We start from the raw sequence: 19,252 nt of genomic DNA, 5'->3' as shown, positions 1-19,252 counted from the left end.
GGTAGCACGGATTAAAATACCGTTTGGGTCGTTTGTTTTTAATAAAACGAAAAGGAGTTTGATATTAGTTGAAAACATTTTTAAGCAACTTAGTCCCAAGGGTTTATAAGACTAGAAATACAATAATTATTTATTGGCTAGGTTATGAATTAGTACTAGGTAACTAATGTAACGATAATACTACAGATAGATATACTAATGGTCGAAGAGGATTCCTAGCTAGGTTGGTAGTAGTTGGTAAGGTTTACGCGATTTTGTAACCTGTTCTTTCTGGTAACTTATGATTATTCTCTCACTCGTACTATTAACAGATTAGATATATTTAAAATACTATATACACCTAATGTAAAGAGTTTACTTGTGTAGAAAAAACTACGTGGGAAAGCTCTTTTTTTACCTTGATTTTTAATTTTTAAGTGCTTACATTTTGAGAGGAGTTATTTATTAACAACTCATAAAAGCAGTTTGACGTTGTTTCATTAAAAACATTTTACTATAACATGAAATGTTTAAGGAGTACTTCTATTTTCATAAATCATGACACTACTAATGATAATCATATTTTAATAGAAATATGTAGGTATTTCTTTCAAAAAGATAGTAAATAAACTATCAGCAGTCTCCTTTTAATAAACTTATAGAGAAAAATAGGGAAGAAATGCAATCTTCACGTGTCATAAATAGAAGTAAAGTTTTTATACAGGATTTTAAAGAAAAGTAAAATCTCCACTAAATCGGCTGTATTTCTGTTGTTAAAACAGCTTCATGACTATGTGGCAAATGAAACATTTTTACCAAATTAATTAAACATTAGTTGGAGGTAATTTATTATGCATCAAATTATTACAATTACGGGTCGCTTAACTAGTGATCCTGAGAGTAATACGTATGGTGAAAAGACAGTTTGTCGTTTTGCTGTAGCAGTAGATGATGGGTATGGAGATAAAAAAACTACTGATTTCTTTAATGTATCTGTTTGGGGGAAAATGGGTGAAAAGGTACAAAGATACCAAAAGAAAGGTTCTGTTGTGCAAGTAATCGGTAAAATGAAATCTTCTAAGAAGGATAAAACTACGTACTGGGAATTACGCGCAAATAACATTGTATTTTTTACCTTTGATAATAATAGTAATCAACAACAAAATAACTTTGAAATGTTCACTGGTGACATAAATATCAGTGATGATGATTTACCATTTTAAAGTAGGTTATTTATTGGTGGAGGTGATTATATGAGTGATCAGAGAAGGTTACGGTCGGAGTTAAAACAAGGGCTCCATCAATTTACGATGACCCTTTATAATTCTTATAGACAAACTTTATCGCATGAAAAATCTGTAGAACAAATATCCAACTGCTTAATAGAAGAGTATGAATATTTAACTAAACAAGTTATGAAACAAGAAAAAACTTTTAATCTTGGAAGCCTTGTTGAAAAGGTGGAAAAACGTGCTAAGGATGAAAAGGACCCCGTAAAACAGTTTGAGTTGTATGAAGATGTGGAAATTCTATTGCGTGCACAGGAACTTGTTACAAAATACGAAACGGGGAAGGGTAATAAATGAATATTGCAAAATTAATGTCTACAATTAATAAGTCTTGGTTTTGATAATAGAATGTTTTGTCGATTAAAAGATGATATGGCCCATTTCATATCAACAAAGAAAGATAAATTTATTATGGATTATAAAAATTTTTTTACTCAGTCACAAAACATTAAAAATTGATTTAATACAGTACTTCCTATAAGAGAGTCCAATACCTTTAAAAATAGATTATTTCTATTTAATAGATGTAAACTTTGTTTTTGGAGGATTTGATTATATTCAATTTAGGGGTGAACAATTAAAGGATAAAGATATTGTTGTTATTGTTAGTCAGCAAACATATAAATTGTTCCTACCAATAGTTTCTCATCTTTATTCTACGCGCATTCATAATACACTCAATGAAGTAGATTCATACTTTCCTATGTTAGACAGTTCGGAATGGTCAACTAAAATACATTCCTGCTATAAAAGAGTGAGGATTACGACCATTCGTTCAGTATATATTTTTTGAAAGGAAGGGTTAGCTATGCTAAAGAATCGTTCATGTTCATGGTGTGATAGCACCGGTATTACGGAGAAAGGATTTTGCTGTATGTGTAAAGGGAAAGGGTATATGGAAGTAATTGATCAAGCAGTGTTTGCTGCAAAACAACAACCTAACTTATCATGTCTTATCCGCGCTATTTCTAAGCATACGACTCCGGAGCAATTTTCAAACATCATGAATGATTGTTAAGTCTTAGCCAATTAGTTCAAGAGCTCCTTGAAAGAGGCTCCCTTTTTTAGAGTTAATACCCTTAACTAAAGTAAGGAGAAAGGTAAATGTACTAGGGTTAAGATGTTTGTAAGTCACTTGTTTGGTTTATATATGTATACAAGTTTAAATTTACCAGTTAATCATGATTATAAGGAACATGAAAGGGTCTAACCTGGCTTCCTAAAATTATTAACAACAGCAATATTAACAACCGCTACATTGAAATCCCTCGCTTAATACTCTAAAGAGATGTTTGAAAGAGGGATTTCAAATTAGGGGATGAAGCTGTATTAGAGGATATAGTTTATAAGTTAATAGAAGCTTACGAGCAATTAAAAATTCCTACTAGCCTTGAGAAAATTAGTGGATTTAAAAATTGTGGAACTTGGATATGTGGTTAAGGTAAATTATGATAATTGTATGCACCAATGAGTGAAAGCTAAATAGCAACAATAATAGAACTTCTTTACTCTCCCTTAAGGACATGATTTTGCAAATGTGATTTAAGTTGGGAGAAGAAAAAGTAGGATATGGCTCTAATCTCTGTAATTCGTTATGGTGATTAAGTACCATATCTTCTTTTTTGGGGTGTTGCATATGTTTAAAGATGTTTTAATGGATAATAAGGGGGCATTAATTCGAATTATCGTCTTTGTACTAGCTTGGTTGAATCAGTATTTGACTTCTAAAGGCTATCAACCTTTACCTGTATTAGGTGAAGCAGAAGTTGCTGCTGTTGTTACATTTATCGCATCAGTGCTGACATTGATAAATGATAACAAGGTAACGTCAAAGACAAAAGAACTTAAGGAATAATGTCATCTTGTAAGACGGGCTTAAATGCTCGTCTTATTTTTTTACCGACTTATTGACGTTTTCAAATTAACTGCTTACGTTTCTATTGAGAGTTGTGAAGAAAATTTAATAGAAAATCAATTAGATAGAAAATATTTTTGTATAACCGAAAGGGGAAGCTCAAGATGATAATTACAGAACATGCCGTCAGGAGGTATAAGCAACGTGTTGGAAAAAGAACTGCTTCTAAGAAACGTGTTGTAATACAAATTAATCGAGATCTTGCTCGTGATGTAAAATACCGCAAACCTTCTAAGGTTAAGAATCATTATATATTAGTAACATCTAGATACCAAGCTGTTTGTTACAAATCTAGAGTTGTTACTATCACTGGTCTGAAAGAGGATGTTACCAACTACAAGTATACCACTCGTTGTGATCAGGAGTTGGGTCTAGTTGCATAAGTGTAGTAAGAAACAAATGGCGAATATGAGAATGCAGCAATTTGTAAATTATGTAAAGAGATTCAGCTTTATAAGAATACTCAAGGAAGGGCCTAGAAATAAGAAACCAGAAAGAAAAGCAAACGGCTGGGAATGTCGTTTAGAAAAATAGAGATTTAAAACCCGGGATTACTTAATGGTAAAAGATAAAAAAGCTATAAATACACGTTTTAAAAAATAATTATTAATCCTAAGTATTTGTTTTTACATATACATTTGAAGCGTTTTGAGAAAATTGCCCCCACTGCGTTATTTCGTTTTGATGAAAAATATTTACTTTATTTATCTAGTGAGATTATTCAATCAAGAAATAAGAAAAATCCAAGAGGAAAATGAAAAGATAAATTAGTGAGAATGTTTAGAAAGATGACAATGATTTCATTGAATGTTTATGTAAAGTTAATTGGTATCTTAAAATGGAGTATGGCAAAATTATTAGAGTGTAATGCATATGTTTTTATATCTTAGGGGTGAAAAATTTGAATTCAGCAAACTTGGGTTGGTTTATTTTATCTCAAACAATTTTGGGAATTGGCAGTTATGCAATTATGTGCGCTATATTCTGTTTAAGGTTCCATCGAAACATTACGATAATTTCTCTACTTTCATTTTTGACTAGTATTATTAATTACTCCATCTACTTTAATAAACAAGAAGGTATTGGTTATTTAGTACCGATTATAGGAATGCTGATAACTTTCCTTTATTTAGCTGCTATAGAGAAGCTTTCTATTATTTGGGCACTTGTAGTGACTGTTGCAGGAGGTGTCATTATACCTCTTATTATTCAAATTATGATCATATTTGCTTCACTTGGATTTTTTAGTCCTTCTGAATTGAAAGAGCATATTTGGAGGAATTATGCAATGGATATTACATCTGGTTTTAGCTATGCTTTATTAGCATTTGTTCTTTATTCTCAAGAGTGGACTTTTAAATTTGATTTCGAAAAAATACGTTTTAAATATGAGAAATATATAGTGATAGGAATTTCTCTTGTTGCGGCAATTGTTCTACCTGCTTCAATGTTTATGACACATGTAAAAGGTACTGATTTGAATTTAATATTTTTAACTATTAGCTCAACTTTAGTATTTATTCTACTTTTAATATTTTCCATAAGAAAAGAACGGACAGAAAAACAGTTTGACAAAACAATTAAGGAGGTAAAAACGAATGCTCAAAAAAATGATGTTTAATCTTTCAATGGCTGCAACTAAGATGTCTATTACTAGTAGTATTTCTTGGTGGTGGGAATAAATAATTAATGAAGAGGGCAGGCATCTTTATGATGATGGCTTTCTTTTTATAAATAATAATCAGATTTATTTGTAAATAAATAAAATGTCATAGAATCTTCATTCTAATTTAATTAGTTTTTTTATGTATAATATGGGAAAATTAAGTTGTACCAGTAATTATATCCATGGGATAATTTTACAATAAATGTAAGAGCGAATGTCTATCTAAAAAAGATGTCCATGTGCTTATAATTTTTAGACAAGGTTCAGTTGGAAGAGTAGTAGGTTTTAATAATATTACTGAAAGAAGCCGAATTCACCATACTTATTCATATAACAAGGGAGTAGCAAATAAAATGTCAAACAAAGATAAATCAAATATATTTGAAAAAACATTTGGTGAACTACTAGTAAACAACAAAGAAGAGAATGATGCGGTGATTTATCAATCGAGAGATAAATTAGAAGAGGTCTTGTTAAGAGCAGAAGGGAAAAAAATCTTATCGCATGAAGATAGGGAAAAATCAACTGAGGGGTATATTTCTCCTTCCATTAAAGATGAAAAGTTGGAAGAGTTTGTAGGTGAAATGCCATTACCTCCTATTAATAGAGAACAAGAATCAAGGGCTGTATCTATTGGTTTACAAGAAATTCGGGAAATGAAGGAGTATATGCTGTATATTCATCGTTATATGATTAATGAATTTAATCGAATTTATGCTTCATTTCCAATTCTGTTTGCAAAAGACTTTGAAGATAAATTCGGCACTGCTCATAAGGAATTAGCCACAATAATGGAAGATATCGAGCGTTTCATTATTGGAGATATTTATAATGTAGAGGCAGTGAAAAATGATTTTAAACTCGTTCAAACCCTCGAAGGAAAGCGGCTGTCAATCCTCTATGATTTTTTAGAATATCAAAATAATAAAAAATTACAATAAACACTTGTAAAATCAAGTGTAAGTGCTTATATTCTGTTTGGACATTTTATATTATGGTGTAAATAATTTTTAAGGTAAAACAACTGTTACAAATTTTGCATAGGGATGAGGTAGTTTATATGGAGAACAAACAAATCGTATCATATAATGCACAATCAAGAGGTCATAAGACAAAGGGGAATACATATAAAGAACGTTACGTCGAGAATACATGCCCGGAGTGTCAAAATCCTCGTGCATATAAAGATGAATGGAAAACAAGGATTAAGTATACATGCTTAAAGCGTGCTTGCCGTCATCAGTGGTTCGAAAAGAAAGAGTTTCCTGAAGTTAAAGAATAAAAATAATGTATAAAGAGTCCGTTCTTTTAGGAGGGCTCTTTTTTATTTTACTTCTCTATAAAAACTTCTAACCTTCTCACTACTGTAACAACAGAAATATAATAATGAGAGGACTTGATTCAAAATGAAAACAAAAATTAAAAAGGGAAAAATAATACAGAACTGTTTAAAAGTCACGGCAGCAACCGTAGTGGCTAGCGGTGTAGGATTTCAATTTTATGAGATTCAAGAGTTAAACAAAGAAGTGAAATCCTTAGAGAAAAACCATAAACAAACTGTCCTAGAATTAAAAACCGCGAATGAAAACAACAAAGTATTAGAAGAACAAAAAAAACAAATTGCAGCTAATACAGAACAGCTTTCTATTGAATTAGAAGAAATAAAAAATGAAAACGAAGCTATTAATGAGGGGAAACATCAGTCTCAAGAAGAGAATCAGAAACTTCAAGCAGAGAATGCAGATTTAGCTAAGCAATTGCGCGAAGCGAAGGAATCTGCCAGGCCAGTGATGCCTGAAAAAACATCATCAGACAAATCTGATCCTCCTACTGCTAAAGATACTAGTGTTTCTAGAACGATTATGGGGATTGGTACTGCTTATACATTAAACGAGCCAGGAGTTACAGGTATAACAGCTTCAGGTAAGACAATACAACCAGGTATGATTGCAATGGATCGCTCGGTTCCAATGGGAACAAGAGTAAGAATTACATGTGATTCTTATCCATATATTAACGGAATTTACACTGTCGAAGATCGAGGTGGTGCTATAAAAGGAAACATAGTAGACATTTATATGACAGATGCTGACAGAATGAATGACTTTGGACGAAGAGATATCAAGATAGAATTTCTTAACTAGTTGATGATATGGATATCATTGGGCACGGTTGCTGAGAAAATCAGGAGAACATTAGAAGGAAAAGCAATTTTGGTATAACTATTATTTAAGTAAACAAACTGAAAGAAGTACAATGAATAGCGTAATACTTTATATTAAGAAAAATAGAATTAAAAAAGTTTTATAAAAATGGCCCATGGTATTATTTGATGGGCCATTTTTATGCATTCCTCAAAGAACGCGAAGAAAGTAGGAGAAGATGAGTTTGTTTCGGACAAGAGATGACAGGAGCCATATTAATTTTTCCACATACATAAAGTGGCACTATATACCGAATGTATGTTTGGTGTATAATAGACCTATATCGAAATGGAGGTGAAAGAAATGAGGCGCAATAAAGTATCTAAATTTTGTATCTAACCAAATTAAGCACAGGCACTGGTAACTAATAAAATAGTTGGCTATTTACATGTTATATTCAATCACTTTCTATTCTCTTTGGGATAACGTATACAAAGATACAGGGAAAGATTTGACATATGGTATATGCTTTCACAAACTTTCTGCCATGAAGAAAGTGTTTATTTTGCAAAAAGAAGTGGATAGTATTGCGATTCAGTCGTCTATTTGCAACATTGCGGATGCAAATACACTTTTTTTCAAAAACTAAACAGTATCCTGGGTTTCAAATCTAATAAGAACGAAGGAATCTTCTCATTAAAATAAACAGCTAGTATAGGTAGCTAGAATTCATTAATATATGGAAAATTATTTGGACAAAGTCTCAAATTAAAGAATGAAGCGATAAGGTTTCTAACCGCATGGACTGTGAAGATGGTCTAATAAATTAGAATTCCAGAGAAATCTTTATTTAGGAATTTTCTCTTCTAAACGAAGTGAAAGTGTAGGCAGTTGAGTATAGTATGTAATATAAATAGGAAGGAAAACGTTTTTCGACTAAATGAAATAAAAGTCTATACATCAGAAGAATTGAAAGATAAAATGGAACTTGACCTAAACCAACATTTAAAACAGGTAGTTGAAATGCCGAGTATGCTAGGTGTTTCACTAAGAATGAATTATGAAAGTATTGCTTCTATTTCAGATTGGTATGTAAATAAGAAAAAGCTATCGATTATATTGGCAGAAATACTGAATTAATTAGATTTTTTCTATACGATGACGTACTTAAATGTAGGATTAAATTCATTCGTGGCAAATATGTCGTGAAAGATGATTGAAGTGTGTAAACATTTATAAGTATGCTTTCAATCTTGAATAGGTAGGGCAGAATTTTAGGAATACGACAAAAGTGAGAAAATGAAGCACAATGTAGAATTACTCCAAGTTTTAAAAGAGGATTTAAGCAGAAAAGTTAATGTACATGTAGTTATAAAAAGTGTTTCACGTATAAAGGTTAAAAAATAATATGAGGAATTTGGACGATACTTACAAGATTGAACGTTACTCGTAAGTAGTACCTTTTACAGACATTAATTGCATTATGTACAAAAAAAATTATGGAAAGATAAATGAATTCACTGCTTAATTTCGCCTTCTAACAGGGGATTTTTTGCGTTGTTTTCAAACATTTCGCACTTAAAAGACCTGTGGGAGGGAGAAAATTGTACAGATTATTATTACTTGAAGATGAAGTTGAAATCGGTAGCACACTTGAAATGATTTTAAGAAGCGAAAATTATCATATTGATTGGTTTACTACTGGTGATGAAGCAGTCAATGCTGCTGTATCTAATGATTATGACTTAATGATATTAGATGTCATGTTAAAGAAAACAGTGGGAGAGTTAAATACTCGTATTTCAAATGGCCTTGAAGTTGCAAGGTTAGTGAATCAAAAAAAGAAAATTCCATATTTACTCCTGACATCAAGAAGCGAACCGCTAGATATTATGCAAGGCTTAGATATGGGAGCAGAAGACTATATAACAAAACCATATGACTTAACGGTGTTGCTTGCGAGAATCCGAACAGTTTTAAGAAGAAGTTGTGGTAACGATATTTCTAACGGAGGAATTACTCGATGCGGTAATATTGAGATTAATTTATTAACGCACAAAGTAATTGTTGAGGGTAAGCATGTTCATTTAACTAAACAACTTTTCGAATTATTACATTACTTCATCATTCATAAGGGACAAATTATTTCTAAAGAAGAATTATATAAAAATATTTGGGGATATGATCCTTCAGAACTTCAAGAAACAAATACTCTGGAAGTAAATATCCGTAGGTTAAGAAATTCACTTGATGTTGATATAATCAAAACAGTTCGAGGTAAGGGTTATGTTCTTGAAGTCTCTAGTTGCTAGAAGGATAAAAAATAATAAATTACATATGAAGATAATGGCGGTGGCAGTCATTGCTGTTACCTTAATTACAATACCCATTCAGCTACTATTTTTTGTTTCTGTTGTTTTAAAAAATGGGGAAGAAGCGTTTAGTCATATCAAGTACAGGGTGATTCAGATTGAAAATGAAGCGTGGAGAATTGGCGGGGTTGATAAGATACATCAGGAATTTTTTGATGGAATTCTATTGAAAGGTGAAGAAATAAAAGTTTCATCTGCAGCAAAAAACACTGAATACACTTTCTACATTAAACAAAACGAAGAAGCAATAAGTAGTGTAGATAAATACTTTGCAGCCTTTTTAATAGAAACTTTAGTTAAAAGACATCAAAAAGAAATAAATAAATTAGGTAACATATCAATTCGTAACGATGAAACAAACGGCCTTTATTATATGACTTATAAGCATACTTTTAAACATGGAGATAATAATGAAACAATTATAGTAAAAAGAAACGTAACACCAATTGTTATAAAGCTAATAGAGAAATATCAAAAAGAATTTTTTATTTACTTATTGTATTTCATTATTGCTATAAGTATATTTATCTATTTTGGGCTGGGCCTAGTATTTCGCTTCTTTGGGAAAGCTCTTGAAAAATCATTTGTGGAGTTAAAAGAAAAGGATTACAAGGCTAGAATAGACATAAAGGAAAGTTATGGAAAAGAAATAAGCAATGTTCAGCATCAAATCAATGATATTCTCGAGCAAATGCAAAATAATATTGAAGTTAATATAGAGTCCATGCAGGATGTTTCACATGAGGTAAACAATAAGTTAACCTCAATTAAACAATCTATTGATGTGCTACGATTTTACGGAACAAATAATAAACTAATTGTAGAACAAAAATTAAAGTCAATAGATGATAATATTGAACAAATTACAAAAGTTATGTCTACATTTCTCGATCTTGCAAAATTAGACCGGGGAATTTATATGGATGCTGCAAAATCTCGGGATGTAAAAGAAATGATTGAGAATTACCTACAATATATAAAAAAGGTTTTTCCTGATTTTGATTTTATTGGTAAATATGATGTAAGCTCGCCAATTATTCATTTTAATAAAGAACATTTTGTATTAGCCTTAAATCCTATCATTGAAAATGCAGTTAGGTATTCATTGCATAGTAATGAGATAGTCATTCATATTCGAGAAGGTAAGTATTCAAACTATGTATATATTGATATTATTAATTGGGGTATTCAAATTGAAAAAGAGGAAATCCCACAGTTATTTAATAGATATTACAGAGGGAAGAATATTGAAAATTCAATGAAAGGGTTCGGAATGGGTTTAACAATATCCAAAAAAGTGATGCATTTATATAAGGGGAAAATTCATGTAAAGAGTTATGAAGATGGCAAAAACATTTTTACATTAATCATACCCTTGCATCAGGAATCGAGAGGTGATACCTAATGGGAAATAAGATTAGGAAATTTCTCAATAATTTTGTGAAACGTGATAAACTACGTGTGCAAGTAGTTTTATTAACCCTTATACTTGTTCTTGTTTCAGCAATACCAGTCAATTTATTTTCTATTTATAATGAGCTACAACTAACAACTCAAAGAGAATTTGAATCTATGTTTTCCAGGGTAGAGAAAATACAGGACAAAATAGTTTCTTCAGGAATAGGTGCATCACAGGAACTTGATTCTGAGTTCTTTAAGCAGATTAGCTATCCAGGTGAATCAATGAAAATTCGCATGGGTGAACAAGGAGCACAAGATTATCATTATGCAGCTGAGTATGAACAGAATGATAAATTTGGTATGTTTGAAGCTCAAATACTGACCTTATTCGTCCCAACCTTTTTTGATTCTATTAAAGCACATATGAAATCACTAGATGCTACTGCTGATAAAGATAGTTATAGTTTTTATATTGATGAAAAAAATAAAGCATATGGTGAGATTTTACATTCTTTTAAACATAAAGGTCATTATGACACGATAATCATAAAAAAAGATATAACACCTAATTTGAAGATGCAAATGGTTAATAGCATGGAAAACTTCTTATATATGTTCATTTGGTTTTTCTTCTTTTCAGTTGTGTCAGTATTAGTATGTTTAAAATTTATTTTTAAACCATTACAAAGTGCAATCGATTCAAGTTTTGAAAATGTAGTAGATAATAATTATCAAACAAGGATTGAAGATCCTTTGTATGGAGAAGAAATATCAAAAATTGTTCATCGTTTTAATGCAGTATTAGACAGGATGCATGAGCTTGTCCAAAACAATCTTAATTCCATGCAAGATGTATCGCATGAGATAAAGACATATCTTACGGCAATCAAACAATCTGTTGATGTTATTAAAATATATGGAAAAAGTGATGATAAACTAGTTGCTGAAAAACTAAATGCTATTGAAGATAATATAATTAGAGGAACGGCCATTATATCAACTACGCTGGAACTAGCCCGTTTGAAACAAATCCCAAATATTGATAGTGCCAATTACTATGACGTGAAATATTTAGTAAATTTCTTGTTAAGATTTAAGCAAGAAACCTATCCGAGTTTTATTTTTGAGACAGACTATGATTCTGAAGAAGTTGAGATATTTATAGACAGGAACCATTTTTTCTTAATGATGAATCCAATTCTTGATAATGCTGTTAAGTATTCAATGAATTCAAATATAGTTAAAATAGATACTATTTCTAAAAGAACTGATAATATGGTATATATTTCTATCACCAATACGGGGGTTGTTATTGATCAAAAAGAGATTCCTTTTCTCTTCGATCGTTATTATCGTGGGAAAAATTTGGGGAATTCAAAACAAGGATCTGGTTTAGGCTTGACCATAGCTAAAGAAGTAATGAATCTGTATAAAGGTCGAATAACTGTTCATGGCACAGCAGATGGAGTAACATCTTTTATATTAAGTTTTCCAAAGGCCATTAGAAGAGAAGACTCAGGAAATTTATCCTGAGTCTTTTTATTTTGATGGTGAGAAATAATAATTATATAGATACATTAATCTTAGGTGGCAAAGTATTTGTTGGAGTAATTTGAAAAATGATTTTTTGGGATTATAACTAGGGGCTGGACTATTTCTACCCCAATCTACTTCAAACTTGCTGTACATTCAAACAATAGAGATTGAATGTATTCATCTTGTGGAACTTTAACGCTCGTATTTTTTTAAGTGGGCTAAGATATACTCCATTTTTGCAGTTGAGTCATTTGAATTTTGTTTGCGTTGGTACTCTGCAATTTCTTGGAATAGACTTTCTTCAAGAGCTTGAATGTCATCTCTATTATAGTTCATTATTTCATCCATCTCCAATGTATATATGAGGTTGAGCAAGTCATCAATTTTCTCTTCATCTACTATAAGTCTGTAGAATTCTTCAAGAGATAAATCTACCCCTATATTACCACGGTAAATCTTCAAGCAACCACACCTCCCTTATGTAAGTCTACAAATACCTAACATAGACAGCATCTCTGAAATCATTGTATCTCTTACTTTTTGTATCTCTTAATTTATAGATGAAACTGATTTTATAGGAAGTGTCTTATTTCTTTACTTTACCGGTACTATAAAAGATTTTACGCTAACTAATCGTGTAGATAGGTTCTATCTCAGTCCTATATTTTTTTATTTTCTCAAAAAGAGTTTCAATTCACTCAATTCTTCTGTATTTTCTTTTTAGAGAGTTTTTAAGAAGAGAATTTTTAAATCTTAATTCAAAACGGTTATATCGTCGTTATCTGTCATTTCTATAACTTTTCACCTCAAACGTTAATAAATTTAAGCACAATAATTCCTTCCTGGACTAACTTATTTTAAGAATTTGAACCATTAGAAATGAGGGTGTAAAGTATTATCTAAAATATTTAAAGGTGAGTTAGCTCAATTTAGCATTTATAAGAAAAGGTACCTTTTAGCTTTTTAGCAAATGTGGTATAAAGGAAGATGGAGTGCTTGAGGGAGGAATTAGTCATGAATAAGCAAGAAGCGATAGAGATCATTAAGAATTCTTTTTATCATTTAATGTTCGAAGAAAATGTTAAAGTGGGTTCAATTAATGTTCTTTTGTATTTTCCATCTATAGGCATAGCAGTGTTAGAACCTAATAAAGATCGAAGACACTTACTTACAGAGGATAATATTGAAGATATGGATGAGCTCTATATTAAAAAAGAATTAAAAGCTAAACCCATTTATTTAGATTTTGAAAACGATGAATTCAATATTGGATTTGTTATCAATGACATACTGTTGGAGGCAAGATTTGCACCAGCAGAGAATTTTTTGGAGAGTAGAGGTACCTAAGAGAAGGGGGGTAATTATTACATAACTCTTTTTGAAAGTCTCAAAATTTAATTATTGAGTCCTATTATAGGAGTATAAGACTTATCTTTCTTGATATGTACCTCACTATAAATGAACTATACTTGAAAGAAAGAGACGTATTTACGTCTCTCTTTTATTTTGAGGAAAATATAAGGTTTGTGAATTTCTGGTATAACTCTAAGTTAGAATGTAACGTTTTAAAATCAAAAAGAGCTTGTTCCTCTTAATTATTAAATTGAAAAGTTAGGCGAACAAGTTAATTTACTAGAAGAAAGCACAGTGTTTTATAATCAAGTCCAACAGAGTGTGTTGTAATAAAATGTTTAGGTAATAGGTTTAAATATTTTACTTATTGTGAAATTAAAATAGTGGACACAGTAAAGAAGACTATGCTTCAAAAGGATTAAGAAAATTTGTATTCATAGAGTTTTTCCCTTTTTTAGAACATCTTAAAATTAAAGAGAGAAAAGAAATTTAAATTTTTATTTATTTGGTAAAAAATATCAAAATTTTGTTTTAATTTCTTATTATTTTTTATATAATAAGAACATCAGTTCGTAAATGGTAGAAAAATCATAAACTAACAGAACAAGAGGGAATAGGAAAATGAGAGAAATGAGATATGGGTTATCGGGATATTTAGCACCGGATGGTATTTTCTATGAATGTGATTACGGTAAGCATAGCGAACTTGCCAATGAGCTTATTGAAAAATATAAAATAAAAAATAAAACGAACTATAACGAAATTGCAACTAGAGGAGAATTTTTAAAATTTGGCACATATCCTTGGTCAAGTAAAGAGGGGTGTAGTGGTTGCCACGTTTTTAAAAGTCTATTCCACCCATTATCTAATAAGCAATCTATATGGATAAATGAGAATTTGGATAAACTTACTGACAAGCAACGTTCTGAATTGAATAGATTACTTGATCAAGAAGAGCTCATAAGAAATAAATTAGCTATGGAGAGTAAGAAAGATGTGGAAAAAATACAGATTTCATATAGAGTGGGTACAAGATTATCAGCTGTCGGTGTTTAACGCTAACATTTTTATTAATTTTACTTAAATAGATAAAAAGTATTAATTAAATAGTTATTGATGCGGTCGTCTGAGTTAATAAATTTAGGGAAATGACAGCCTAGAAATACTAGGTTTAATCAAAAGGAAATTAAATTGTGGGGATAAGAACAATTAGAAAAGGAATTTGACTTATACTTTTCAGTTGATAACACTTGCTTGTTTAAAGCACATTAACTTTGTGTATTGAAGTGACTTTGAGGTTTCGAAATAAAATGTAACCGTAATGGATAACAAACTCATTTTGGTGCAGTTACTAAAATTTTTGAATTCGATGAAGAAGTTTATGTTCCAACATAGCATAAATAACATATAGACGTGTATTTGACGTGGTACTATAAGAGCATCATATAAAAAGAAAACACGTCAATTAAAAACATATTATGGTTAATCTAATGATATTAATTATTTCAGGTGTATACAGTAGATGCCAGATGATACCTTCTCAAGATACGAGGTATTTGGGGATTTTTTAAGAATCTATTAAATGATTCCAATCTACATATCGATTAATTATGCTGGTGATGATGTATTTCTTTCGTATCTTACAATAGTGTATAACCTGTTTATAGGATTTGAGCTAAATCCTTAATATAGTATTACAATTCTTTGTATAAATGCAGGCCGTTGAGTTTGCGGACACGATCATATTCAAGGTAATTTTGGAAAAGAAGATATTTAATTTCATATGAATATAATTGGTTGCCCGAATTATTATTCTAATTACCTTAAAAAAATGTAATACCAGAAGGGATGAAAAATGAATGCAAACCATTTGGTATTAAAGCATTTTATAATTTGTGCATAATAAAAAACCACGATTACTCGTAGTTTTCTTTTTTACTAACTTTAATCTTAACACTTTCAATTTCTTTCTCTAGATAATCAAAGTTTTGAGTGACTTTGTTTTCTAAGCTAGTGAAATTGAATTGTACCTCTTTTAATGTTGTAGCAATACCTTCAAGCTGTTGGGTGTTCTTTTCTAAGTTTACGAATAATTCTCTTTCACGATTGTCAGAGCGAAGCCGATCTTCCGCTATCATTTTATAATGGTCTTCACGCTGTTCTTTCATGTTTTCATTCATAGAGGTGATTTGTTCCTTGTGACTATCACTAACACTACGAACATATCCCATAACCTTTATGGACATAAAGATAACAAATAGCATGATAATCGCAAAGAGAACCATAAAAGGTTTATCACCCTCAGTAATGCTAACAAAAATCTTTTCGATAATGCCAATTTCATTCGGAGTCATGCAGCGACTACCTCCTTATCTGGAGCTAAATTTGTAATCCGTCGCAGTAGTTCATCATGGGACAAGGTTTGCACATGAAACTTCACCTGCTTTTTTCGGTACGAACTCCTTTTAGTACGCCCTTAAGGCGTTTTGCTTTATTCTCGTCACTATATAAAGACAAATGTTTATCTGTGCAATGTAAAAATAAAAGAATTAATCAAGCTTGGATTAGAATAGTTCATAAAAAGGATAATAGTAGTTACCCGTAGACTATGTTTGAGGGGAAATTTAGAGGAAGTATCTGTTTTGTTATTGTTGATTTTAAAATTAATAATTTGCATCAAGCAATAATTGTGTGATTCAATTGATGAACTTTCCAATCAGTTTAAATTCGTCTGTTAGGAATAGGTTGTCTTAAATGGGAATAGTTATTTCGGGATATCTATGTTTTCTTTGTAGAAAACATAGATAATTTCTATACCCGGATTTAAAATCTGTGATGTTTGTTGTTGGTTTATTCATATACGTGAAGGTAAGAAGGGTCTAATTGCTTCAAAAATCAAGTAATATTGGTACGTATTTTTTATTCAAACCATTCAATCGTATCTTCACATTGTTTTACTGTTGCTTCGTAATCAATCTCGCTCATCTTTTGTTCTTCTTCTATTAATGAAGAAATAGATTTTACCAATTGTTTAGCTAGTAAATTGTCGGAGTTTTTGAGTCGATACAATAATCGAACCTTGTTTTGAAAAGAATAGTTCGCCCATTCGTCTTCTCCGATATATATATTAACTTGTGGTTTATCTGAATTATTGTTTTCAATGTATTCGATCATTTTTTAAGCGCTCCAATTGCTATATTCACTTGCTGGATCTTCATGAGCATAAGAACCACAAACGGGGCAACCTTTTGTATCTCGCTCATCAATTACATACTCGATTACGTACTCTTGGGAACAGTTTAAGCATTCTACCCACTTTTCTGAAAATTCATATTCTTTTCTTTGACTTTTCAATTTTTATCACCTCTCTTACACGTATACAACAACCTTTAGTAATGTATATTGTCAAATTCTTGTTTGGACAATTCCTAACTGTAGTTCATGTTTAGTATTGATTTTTTAATAAAGGAAAGGTTGTAATAAGTTATTGTAGAGAGGTGGTGTTGAAAATGAATTATATGAAGAAGATTGATGAAGCGATTGAGTTATTCAAAAATTTAATTAGTGCAACTACAAATGAAGCAAAGTCAGCTGTTCTTGCAACTAACCAGGACAACGAGATTGCTGATAAACTTTTAGTTCTTTTAAAGAATAAAACGTTATATCTTCCAGCTCTGACTTTATTGCCGTCTATTACTAAGAATGACAGCAATAAACGTTTAAGGAATTATGTTAGCTTTGTTAATGCTATTGATAAGTTAGAAGGCAAAGAGCTAAATGCATATGTCTTTGATTACGTACTTCGTCATATTGATGAGGAAGAATTGAAAATGTACAAAGCTATTTTAACGAATGCTGACTTAGTACCAGTTGTTAAAGAACCAGTGGATGAGACTGTGTTAGAAGAAAAAATTGAAGAAGAAGTGACTCAAGGAGAAAAGGTTCAAGAAGACGTTGAGTCAGCATAATTCTATATTTATGAAAAAACAAGCTGATAAGAGTTTCGGCTTGTTTTTTTATCTTGACTTTCTTCTAAAAAAGGTTATGTTACAAACGCTCCTGTGAGAGAAGCAAGACGTGAGACCAAAATGAATAATCAAATGATTGTCCTTGCTCTAATGGTTATGGATGAAATTGTAAATTTAAAAAATCCTCACAGAAAAAACAATTATGAATCTAATTATGAAAAACAAGTTATTAATGATATTGGAATTCGGCAAAATGAGTAGGGTTCAAGTGAGCAGGTGAGCGTTTCTTAAATTCGAATAGGAGGCATTTTTCTCTTTAAAAGCGTGATATAGTCTCAATTTGTGTAGTGAAATGTGGCTACACGTAATGGTGCGGGTTAGATGTAGTGAATCTACCTCAAGATAGTGGAATCCGTAAAGATTCTATATGAAGTAAAATTTGTAATGTTTTGCTACAAAGAAGTGTCTTGCTACGTGGCCAACAATCAACAGATTATTAGCTACGACCTGACATCCAAAATAAACAATCAGTTTATGAGGTTCATATTATTAAAAATAATTTAAGTAGTTTTGGAGAGAGAGACTTTTCTTCGAATTCATAGCTAAAATGGCATATTTGAGGGAAGTTTCTGGAGCAGGAGATAAGTACTATGCTCAAATGGTAAATGGAGAGAGAGGAAGAAATGAAATATGAAGAAATTTATTGAGTCATTAAAAAAAGAAATAAAAGAAATTCTTGACTGCTGCAAGCAACCTTTATGGAAATTAAGATATTTCTTTTATGGATGGGCATTGGGGGGAGTTATAGGTACGGCTTATTTTTACAAAATTGGTGAGATAGATGAATATGGAGTGCTTCTTCGTATAACCGCAGCCATAATTTTGTTTCTTCTCCCATTGGCTTATGGAGAGAAAAATGAGGTAGGATCTGGTTGAATCTATTGTTTAATGTTAATTCTGATATCAAGACAATGGAATCATTTATGTAACAAAAGCTGATTTGTGAGGCAGGCAAAGAAGTACTGTAGTTGAACTATAACAAGATAAAAGAATTTCCAGGCCATCTTTATATACATGCATTGGGATTGAAAAGATTCCAAGAAAGAAAAATGGCATCTTTGTTAAGAAACAAAGAGTAATTCTATACCGCAGTGGTGCATATGCACATTACTTGGAAGGTTTTTGAATTTTTAAATGCGTGTTTAATGGGTGACCTAAAAAGGAAATAAAAAGAATATATGATGCAGAAAAATATCATCACTTTAATTTGCATAGGTTTAGTTGCTGATGGAAAAGGGAAGAGAACCCTTCTTACTGGGATAATATTGTCGACGTTATCCAGTCGAGAGCTCGTGGTTTAGAAGATTGAGTGTTATATAGCAATAGCTTATATATAATGTAGCGTTCATCATATGATTTGAATCCTCATATGTGCTTGTTATGTTATTTACTCCTTTTTACTTCTCTCTCTTCTTGGGGGGCCTCTAATTAGAGGTCCCTATTTTTTTGCTAAAATTGGAAAGACCTGTGGTGTGATGTCAAGTAGGTATTTTAGTACTTGAACTATTAAATCTAGTATTACAGCTTAAAAAAGGCAATAGGAAACTAGACCATCAACTAATTGTAAAT

23 protein-coding genes and 1 pseudogene are annotated in these 19,252 nt (G+C 31.1%); 20 read left to right on the top strand and 4 right to left on the bottom strand.

Annotated features, from left to right (window positions below; all coding sequences use genetic code 11):
• Positions 1-830 precede the first annotated feature (830 nt).
• The 15 genes and pseudogenes from ACS2MN_RS15290 (at position 831) to ACS2MN_RS15220 (ending at position 12,299) form a co-directional block, all read left to right on the top strand.
• The gene (locus ACS2MN_RS15290; RefSeq protein ID WP_346994597.1) at positions 831-1,202 is read left to right on the top strand and encodes a single-stranded DNA-binding protein; all 372 of its coding nucleotides are present in this window, start codon (positions 831-833) and stop codon (positions 1,200-1,202) included.
• Positions 1,203-1,232: 30 nt separating this feature from the next.
• The gene (locus ACS2MN_RS15285) at positions 1,233-1,565 is read left to right on the top strand and encodes a hypothetical protein (protein WP_098820951.1); all 333 of its coding nucleotides are present in this window, start codon (positions 1,233-1,235) and stop codon (positions 1,563-1,565) included.
• A gap of 328 nt (positions 1,566-1,893) precedes the next feature.
• Positions 1,894-2,061 carry a hypothetical protein gene (locus ACS2MN_RS15280; RefSeq protein ID WP_346994596.1) on the top strand — a complete coding sequence of 56 codons (168 nt, stop codon included), beginning with the start codon at positions 1,894-1,896 and terminating at the stop codon, positions 2,059-2,061.
• A 15-nt stretch (positions 2,062-2,076) separates the two neighbouring features.
• On the top strand, positions 2,077-2,286 hold the full coding sequence (locus ACS2MN_RS15275; protein WP_000916955.1) for a hypothetical protein: 210 nt from the start codon (positions 2,077-2,079) through the stop codon (positions 2,284-2,286).
• A gap of 636 nt (positions 2,287-2,922) precedes the next feature.
• Positions 2,923-3,123 carry a phage holin gene (locus ACS2MN_RS15270; protein ID WP_227069120.1) on the top strand — a complete coding sequence of 67 codons (201 nt, stop codon included), beginning with the start codon at positions 2,923-2,925 and terminating at the stop codon, positions 3,121-3,123.
• 164 nt (positions 3,124-3,287) lie between these two features.
• Complete coding sequence (locus tag ACS2MN_RS15265) at positions 3,288-3,566, top strand: hypothetical protein (protein ID WP_098806138.1); 279 nt, start codon at positions 3,288-3,290, stop codon at positions 3,564-3,566.
• Between the two features lie 509 nt (positions 3,567-4,075).
• Positions 4,076-4,804, top strand: coding sequence for a hypothetical protein (locus ACS2MN_RS15260; protein ID WP_225989755.1), 729 nt, complete (start codon positions 4,076-4,078; stop codon positions 4,802-4,804).
• A 284-nt stretch (positions 4,805-5,088) separates the two neighbouring features.
• Positions 5,089-5,790 carry a hypothetical protein gene (locus ACS2MN_RS15255; protein WP_346994595.1) on the top strand — a complete coding sequence of 234 codons (702 nt, stop codon included), beginning with the start codon at positions 5,089-5,091 and terminating at the stop codon, positions 5,788-5,790.
• Between the two features lie 119 nt (positions 5,791-5,909).
• Positions 5,910-6,131, top strand: a complete 222-nt coding sequence (locus ACS2MN_RS15250; protein WP_000428645.1) for a hypothetical protein — start codon at positions 5,910-5,912, stop codon at positions 6,129-6,131.
• Positions 6,132-6,321: 190 nt separating this feature from the next.
• A complete protein-coding gene (locus ACS2MN_RS15245; protein ID WP_327906910.1) occupies positions 6,322-6,993 on the top strand; it encodes a 3D domain-containing protein in 672 nt (223 codons plus the stop codon).
• A gap of 417 nt (positions 6,994-7,410) precedes the next feature.
• Positions 7,411-7,674 (top strand): annotated as a pseudogene (locus ACS2MN_RS15240) (hypothetical protein); the annotation flags it as partial.
• A 210-nt stretch (positions 7,675-7,884) separates the two neighbouring features.
• Positions 7,885-8,133: a hypothetical protein gene (locus ACS2MN_RS15235; protein ID WP_346994594.1), complete on the top strand. Its 249-nt coding sequence runs from the start codon at positions 7,885-7,887 to the stop codon at positions 8,131-8,133.
• Positions 8,134-8,597: 464 nt separating this feature from the next.
• On the top strand, positions 8,598-9,305 hold the full coding sequence (locus ACS2MN_RS15230) for a response regulator transcription factor (RefSeq protein WP_098806134.1): 708 nt from the start codon (positions 8,598-8,600) through the stop codon (positions 9,303-9,305).
• Positions 9,280-10,770 carry a sensor histidine kinase gene (locus tag ACS2MN_RS15225; RefSeq protein WP_346994593.1) on the top strand — a complete coding sequence of 497 codons (1,491 nt, stop codon included), beginning with the start codon at positions 9,280-9,282 and terminating at the stop codon, positions 10,768-10,770. Before ACS2MN_RS15230 ends, ACS2MN_RS15225 begins: the two co-directional genes overlap by 26 nt.
• Complete coding sequence (locus tag ACS2MN_RS15220) at positions 10,770-12,299, top strand: sensor histidine kinase (RefSeq protein ID WP_098806132.1); 1,530 nt, start codon at positions 10,770-10,772, stop codon at positions 12,297-12,299. Before ACS2MN_RS15225 ends, ACS2MN_RS15220 begins: the two co-directional genes overlap by 1 nt.
• 195 nt (positions 12,300-12,494) lie before the next feature.
• On the opposite strand, the gene ACS2MN_RS15215 is transcribed toward ACS2MN_RS15220, so the two are convergent.
• Complete coding sequence (locus ACS2MN_RS15215; protein WP_198130808.1) at positions 12,495-12,764, bottom strand: hypothetical protein; 270 nt, start codon at positions 12,762-12,764, stop codon at positions 12,495-12,497.
• Positions 12,765-13,316: 552 nt separating this feature from the next.
• Here ACS2MN_RS15215 and ACS2MN_RS15210 point away from each other — a divergent pair.
• The gene (locus tag ACS2MN_RS15210; protein ID WP_001041141.1) at positions 13,317-13,649 is read left to right on the top strand and encodes a hypothetical protein; all 333 of its coding nucleotides are present in this window, start codon (positions 13,317-13,319) and stop codon (positions 13,647-13,649) included.
• A 627-nt stretch (positions 13,650-14,276) separates the two neighbouring features.
• Positions 14,277-14,711: a hypothetical protein gene (locus ACS2MN_RS15205; protein ID WP_001208833.1), complete on the top strand. Its 435-nt coding sequence runs from the start codon at positions 14,277-14,279 to the stop codon at positions 14,709-14,711.
• A gap of 860 nt (positions 14,712-15,571) precedes the next feature.
• Here the strand turns inward: ACS2MN_RS15205 and ACS2MN_RS15200 are convergent.
• The 3 genes from ACS2MN_RS15200 to ACS2MN_RS15190 all read right to left on the bottom strand — a co-directional run bounded on the left by ACS2MN_RS15200 (position 15,572) and on the right by ACS2MN_RS15190 (position 17,009).
• Positions 15,572-16,009, bottom strand: a complete 438-nt coding sequence (locus ACS2MN_RS15200; protein ID WP_097881409.1) for a hypothetical protein — start codon at positions 16,007-16,009, stop codon at positions 15,572-15,574.
• Positions 16,010-16,574: 565 nt separating this feature from the next.
• Positions 16,575-16,829 (bottom strand): hypothetical protein, encoded by a 255-nt coding sequence (locus tag ACS2MN_RS15195; protein WP_098000093.1) that lies wholly within the window; start codon positions 16,827-16,829, stop codon positions 16,575-16,577.
• 3 nt (positions 16,830-16,832) lie between these two features.
• Positions 16,833-17,009, bottom strand: a complete 177-nt coding sequence (locus tag ACS2MN_RS15190; RefSeq protein ID WP_000842045.1) for a hypothetical protein — start codon at positions 17,007-17,009, stop codon at positions 16,833-16,835.
• Between the two features lie 155 nt (positions 17,010-17,164).
• Between ACS2MN_RS15190 and ACS2MN_RS15185 the strand changes: the two genes are divergently transcribed.
• The 3 genes from ACS2MN_RS15185 to ACS2MN_RS15175 all read left to right on the top strand — a co-directional run bounded on the left by ACS2MN_RS15185 (position 17,165) and on the right by ACS2MN_RS15175 (position 18,559).
• The gene (locus ACS2MN_RS15185) at positions 17,165-17,623 is read left to right on the top strand and encodes a hypothetical protein (RefSeq protein ID WP_198130970.1); all 459 of its coding nucleotides are present in this window, start codon (positions 17,165-17,167) and stop codon (positions 17,621-17,623) included.
• A gap of 120 nt (positions 17,624-17,743) precedes the next feature.
• Complete coding sequence (locus tag ACS2MN_RS15180) at positions 17,744-17,884, top strand: hypothetical protein (RefSeq protein ID WP_176546839.1); 141 nt, start codon at positions 17,744-17,746, stop codon at positions 17,882-17,884.
• 429 nt (positions 17,885-18,313) lie between these two features.
• Positions 18,314-18,559, top strand: a complete 246-nt coding sequence (locus tag ACS2MN_RS15175; protein WP_098000095.1) for a hypothetical protein — start codon at positions 18,314-18,316, stop codon at positions 18,557-18,559.
• Positions 18,560-19,252 lie beyond the last annotated feature (693 nt).

The organism is Bacillus cereus group sp. BceL062, from assembly GCF_051780025.1.
GTDB classification, from domain to species: Bacteria; Bacillota; Bacilli; order Bacillales; family Bacillaceae_G; genus Bacillus_A; species Bacillus_A toyonensis.
This window is presented reverse-complemented; position numbering and strand designations above follow the sequence as displayed.

What these genes read in the sequence shown, in the direction of transcription:
- ACS2MN_RS15175 (WP_098000095.1), top strand. Translation starts at nt 18,314, where the DNA reads ATGAAGAAATTTATTGAGTCATTAAAAAAAGAAATAAAAGAAATTCTT.
- ACS2MN_RS15250 (WP_000428645.1), top strand. Translation starts at nt 5,910, where the DNA reads ATGGAGAACAAACAAATCGTATCATATAATGCACAATCAAGAGGTCAT.
- ACS2MN_RS15265 (WP_098806138.1), top strand. Translation starts at nt 3,288, where the DNA reads ATGATAATTACAGAACATGCCGTCAGGAGGTATAAGCAACGTGTTGGA.
- ACS2MN_RS15285 (WP_098820951.1), top strand. Translation starts at nt 1,233, where the DNA reads ATGAGTGATCAGAGAAGGTTACGGTCGGAGTTAAAACAAGGGCTCCAT.
- ACS2MN_RS15275 (WP_000916955.1), top strand. Translation starts at nt 2,077, where the DNA reads ATGCTAAAGAATCGTTCATGTTCATGGTGTGATAGCACCGGTATTACG.
- ACS2MN_RS15270 (WP_227069120.1), top strand. Translation starts at nt 2,923, where the DNA reads ATGGATAATAAGGGGGCATTAATTCGAATTATCGTCTTTGTACTAGCT.
- ACS2MN_RS15225 (WP_346994593.1), top strand. Translation starts at nt 9,280, where the DNA reads ATGTTCTTGAAGTCTCTAGTTGCTAGAAGGATAAAAAATAATAAATTA.
- ACS2MN_RS15195 (WP_098000093.1), bottom strand. Translation starts at nt 16,829, where the DNA reads ATGATCGAATACATTGAAAACAATAATTCAGATAAACCACAAGTTAAT.
- ACS2MN_RS15290 (WP_346994597.1), top strand. Translation starts at nt 831, where the DNA reads ATGCATCAAATTATTACAATTACGGGTCGCTTAACTAGTGATCCTGAG.
- ACS2MN_RS15185 (WP_198130970.1), top strand. Translation starts at nt 17,165, where the DNA reads ATGAATTATATGAAGAAGATTGATGAAGCGATTGAGTTATTCAAAAAT.
- ACS2MN_RS15210 (WP_001041141.1), top strand. Translation starts at nt 13,317, where the DNA reads ATGAATAAGCAAGAAGCGATAGAGATCATTAAGAATTCTTTTTATCAT.
- ACS2MN_RS15200 (WP_097881409.1), bottom strand. Translation starts at nt 16,009, where the DNA reads ATGACTCCGAATGAAATTGGCATTATCGAAAAGATTTTTGTTAGCATT.
- ACS2MN_RS15205 (WP_001208833.1), top strand. Translation starts at nt 14,277, where the DNA reads ATGAGAGAAATGAGATATGGGTTATCGGGATATTTAGCACCGGATGGT.
- ACS2MN_RS15220 (WP_098806132.1), top strand. Translation starts at nt 10,770, where the DNA reads ATGGGAAATAAGATTAGGAAATTTCTCAATAATTTTGTGAAACGTGAT.
- ACS2MN_RS15180 (WP_176546839.1), top strand. Translation starts at nt 17,744, where the DNA reads ATGAATAATCAAATGATTGTCCTTGCTCTAATGGTTATGGATGAAATT.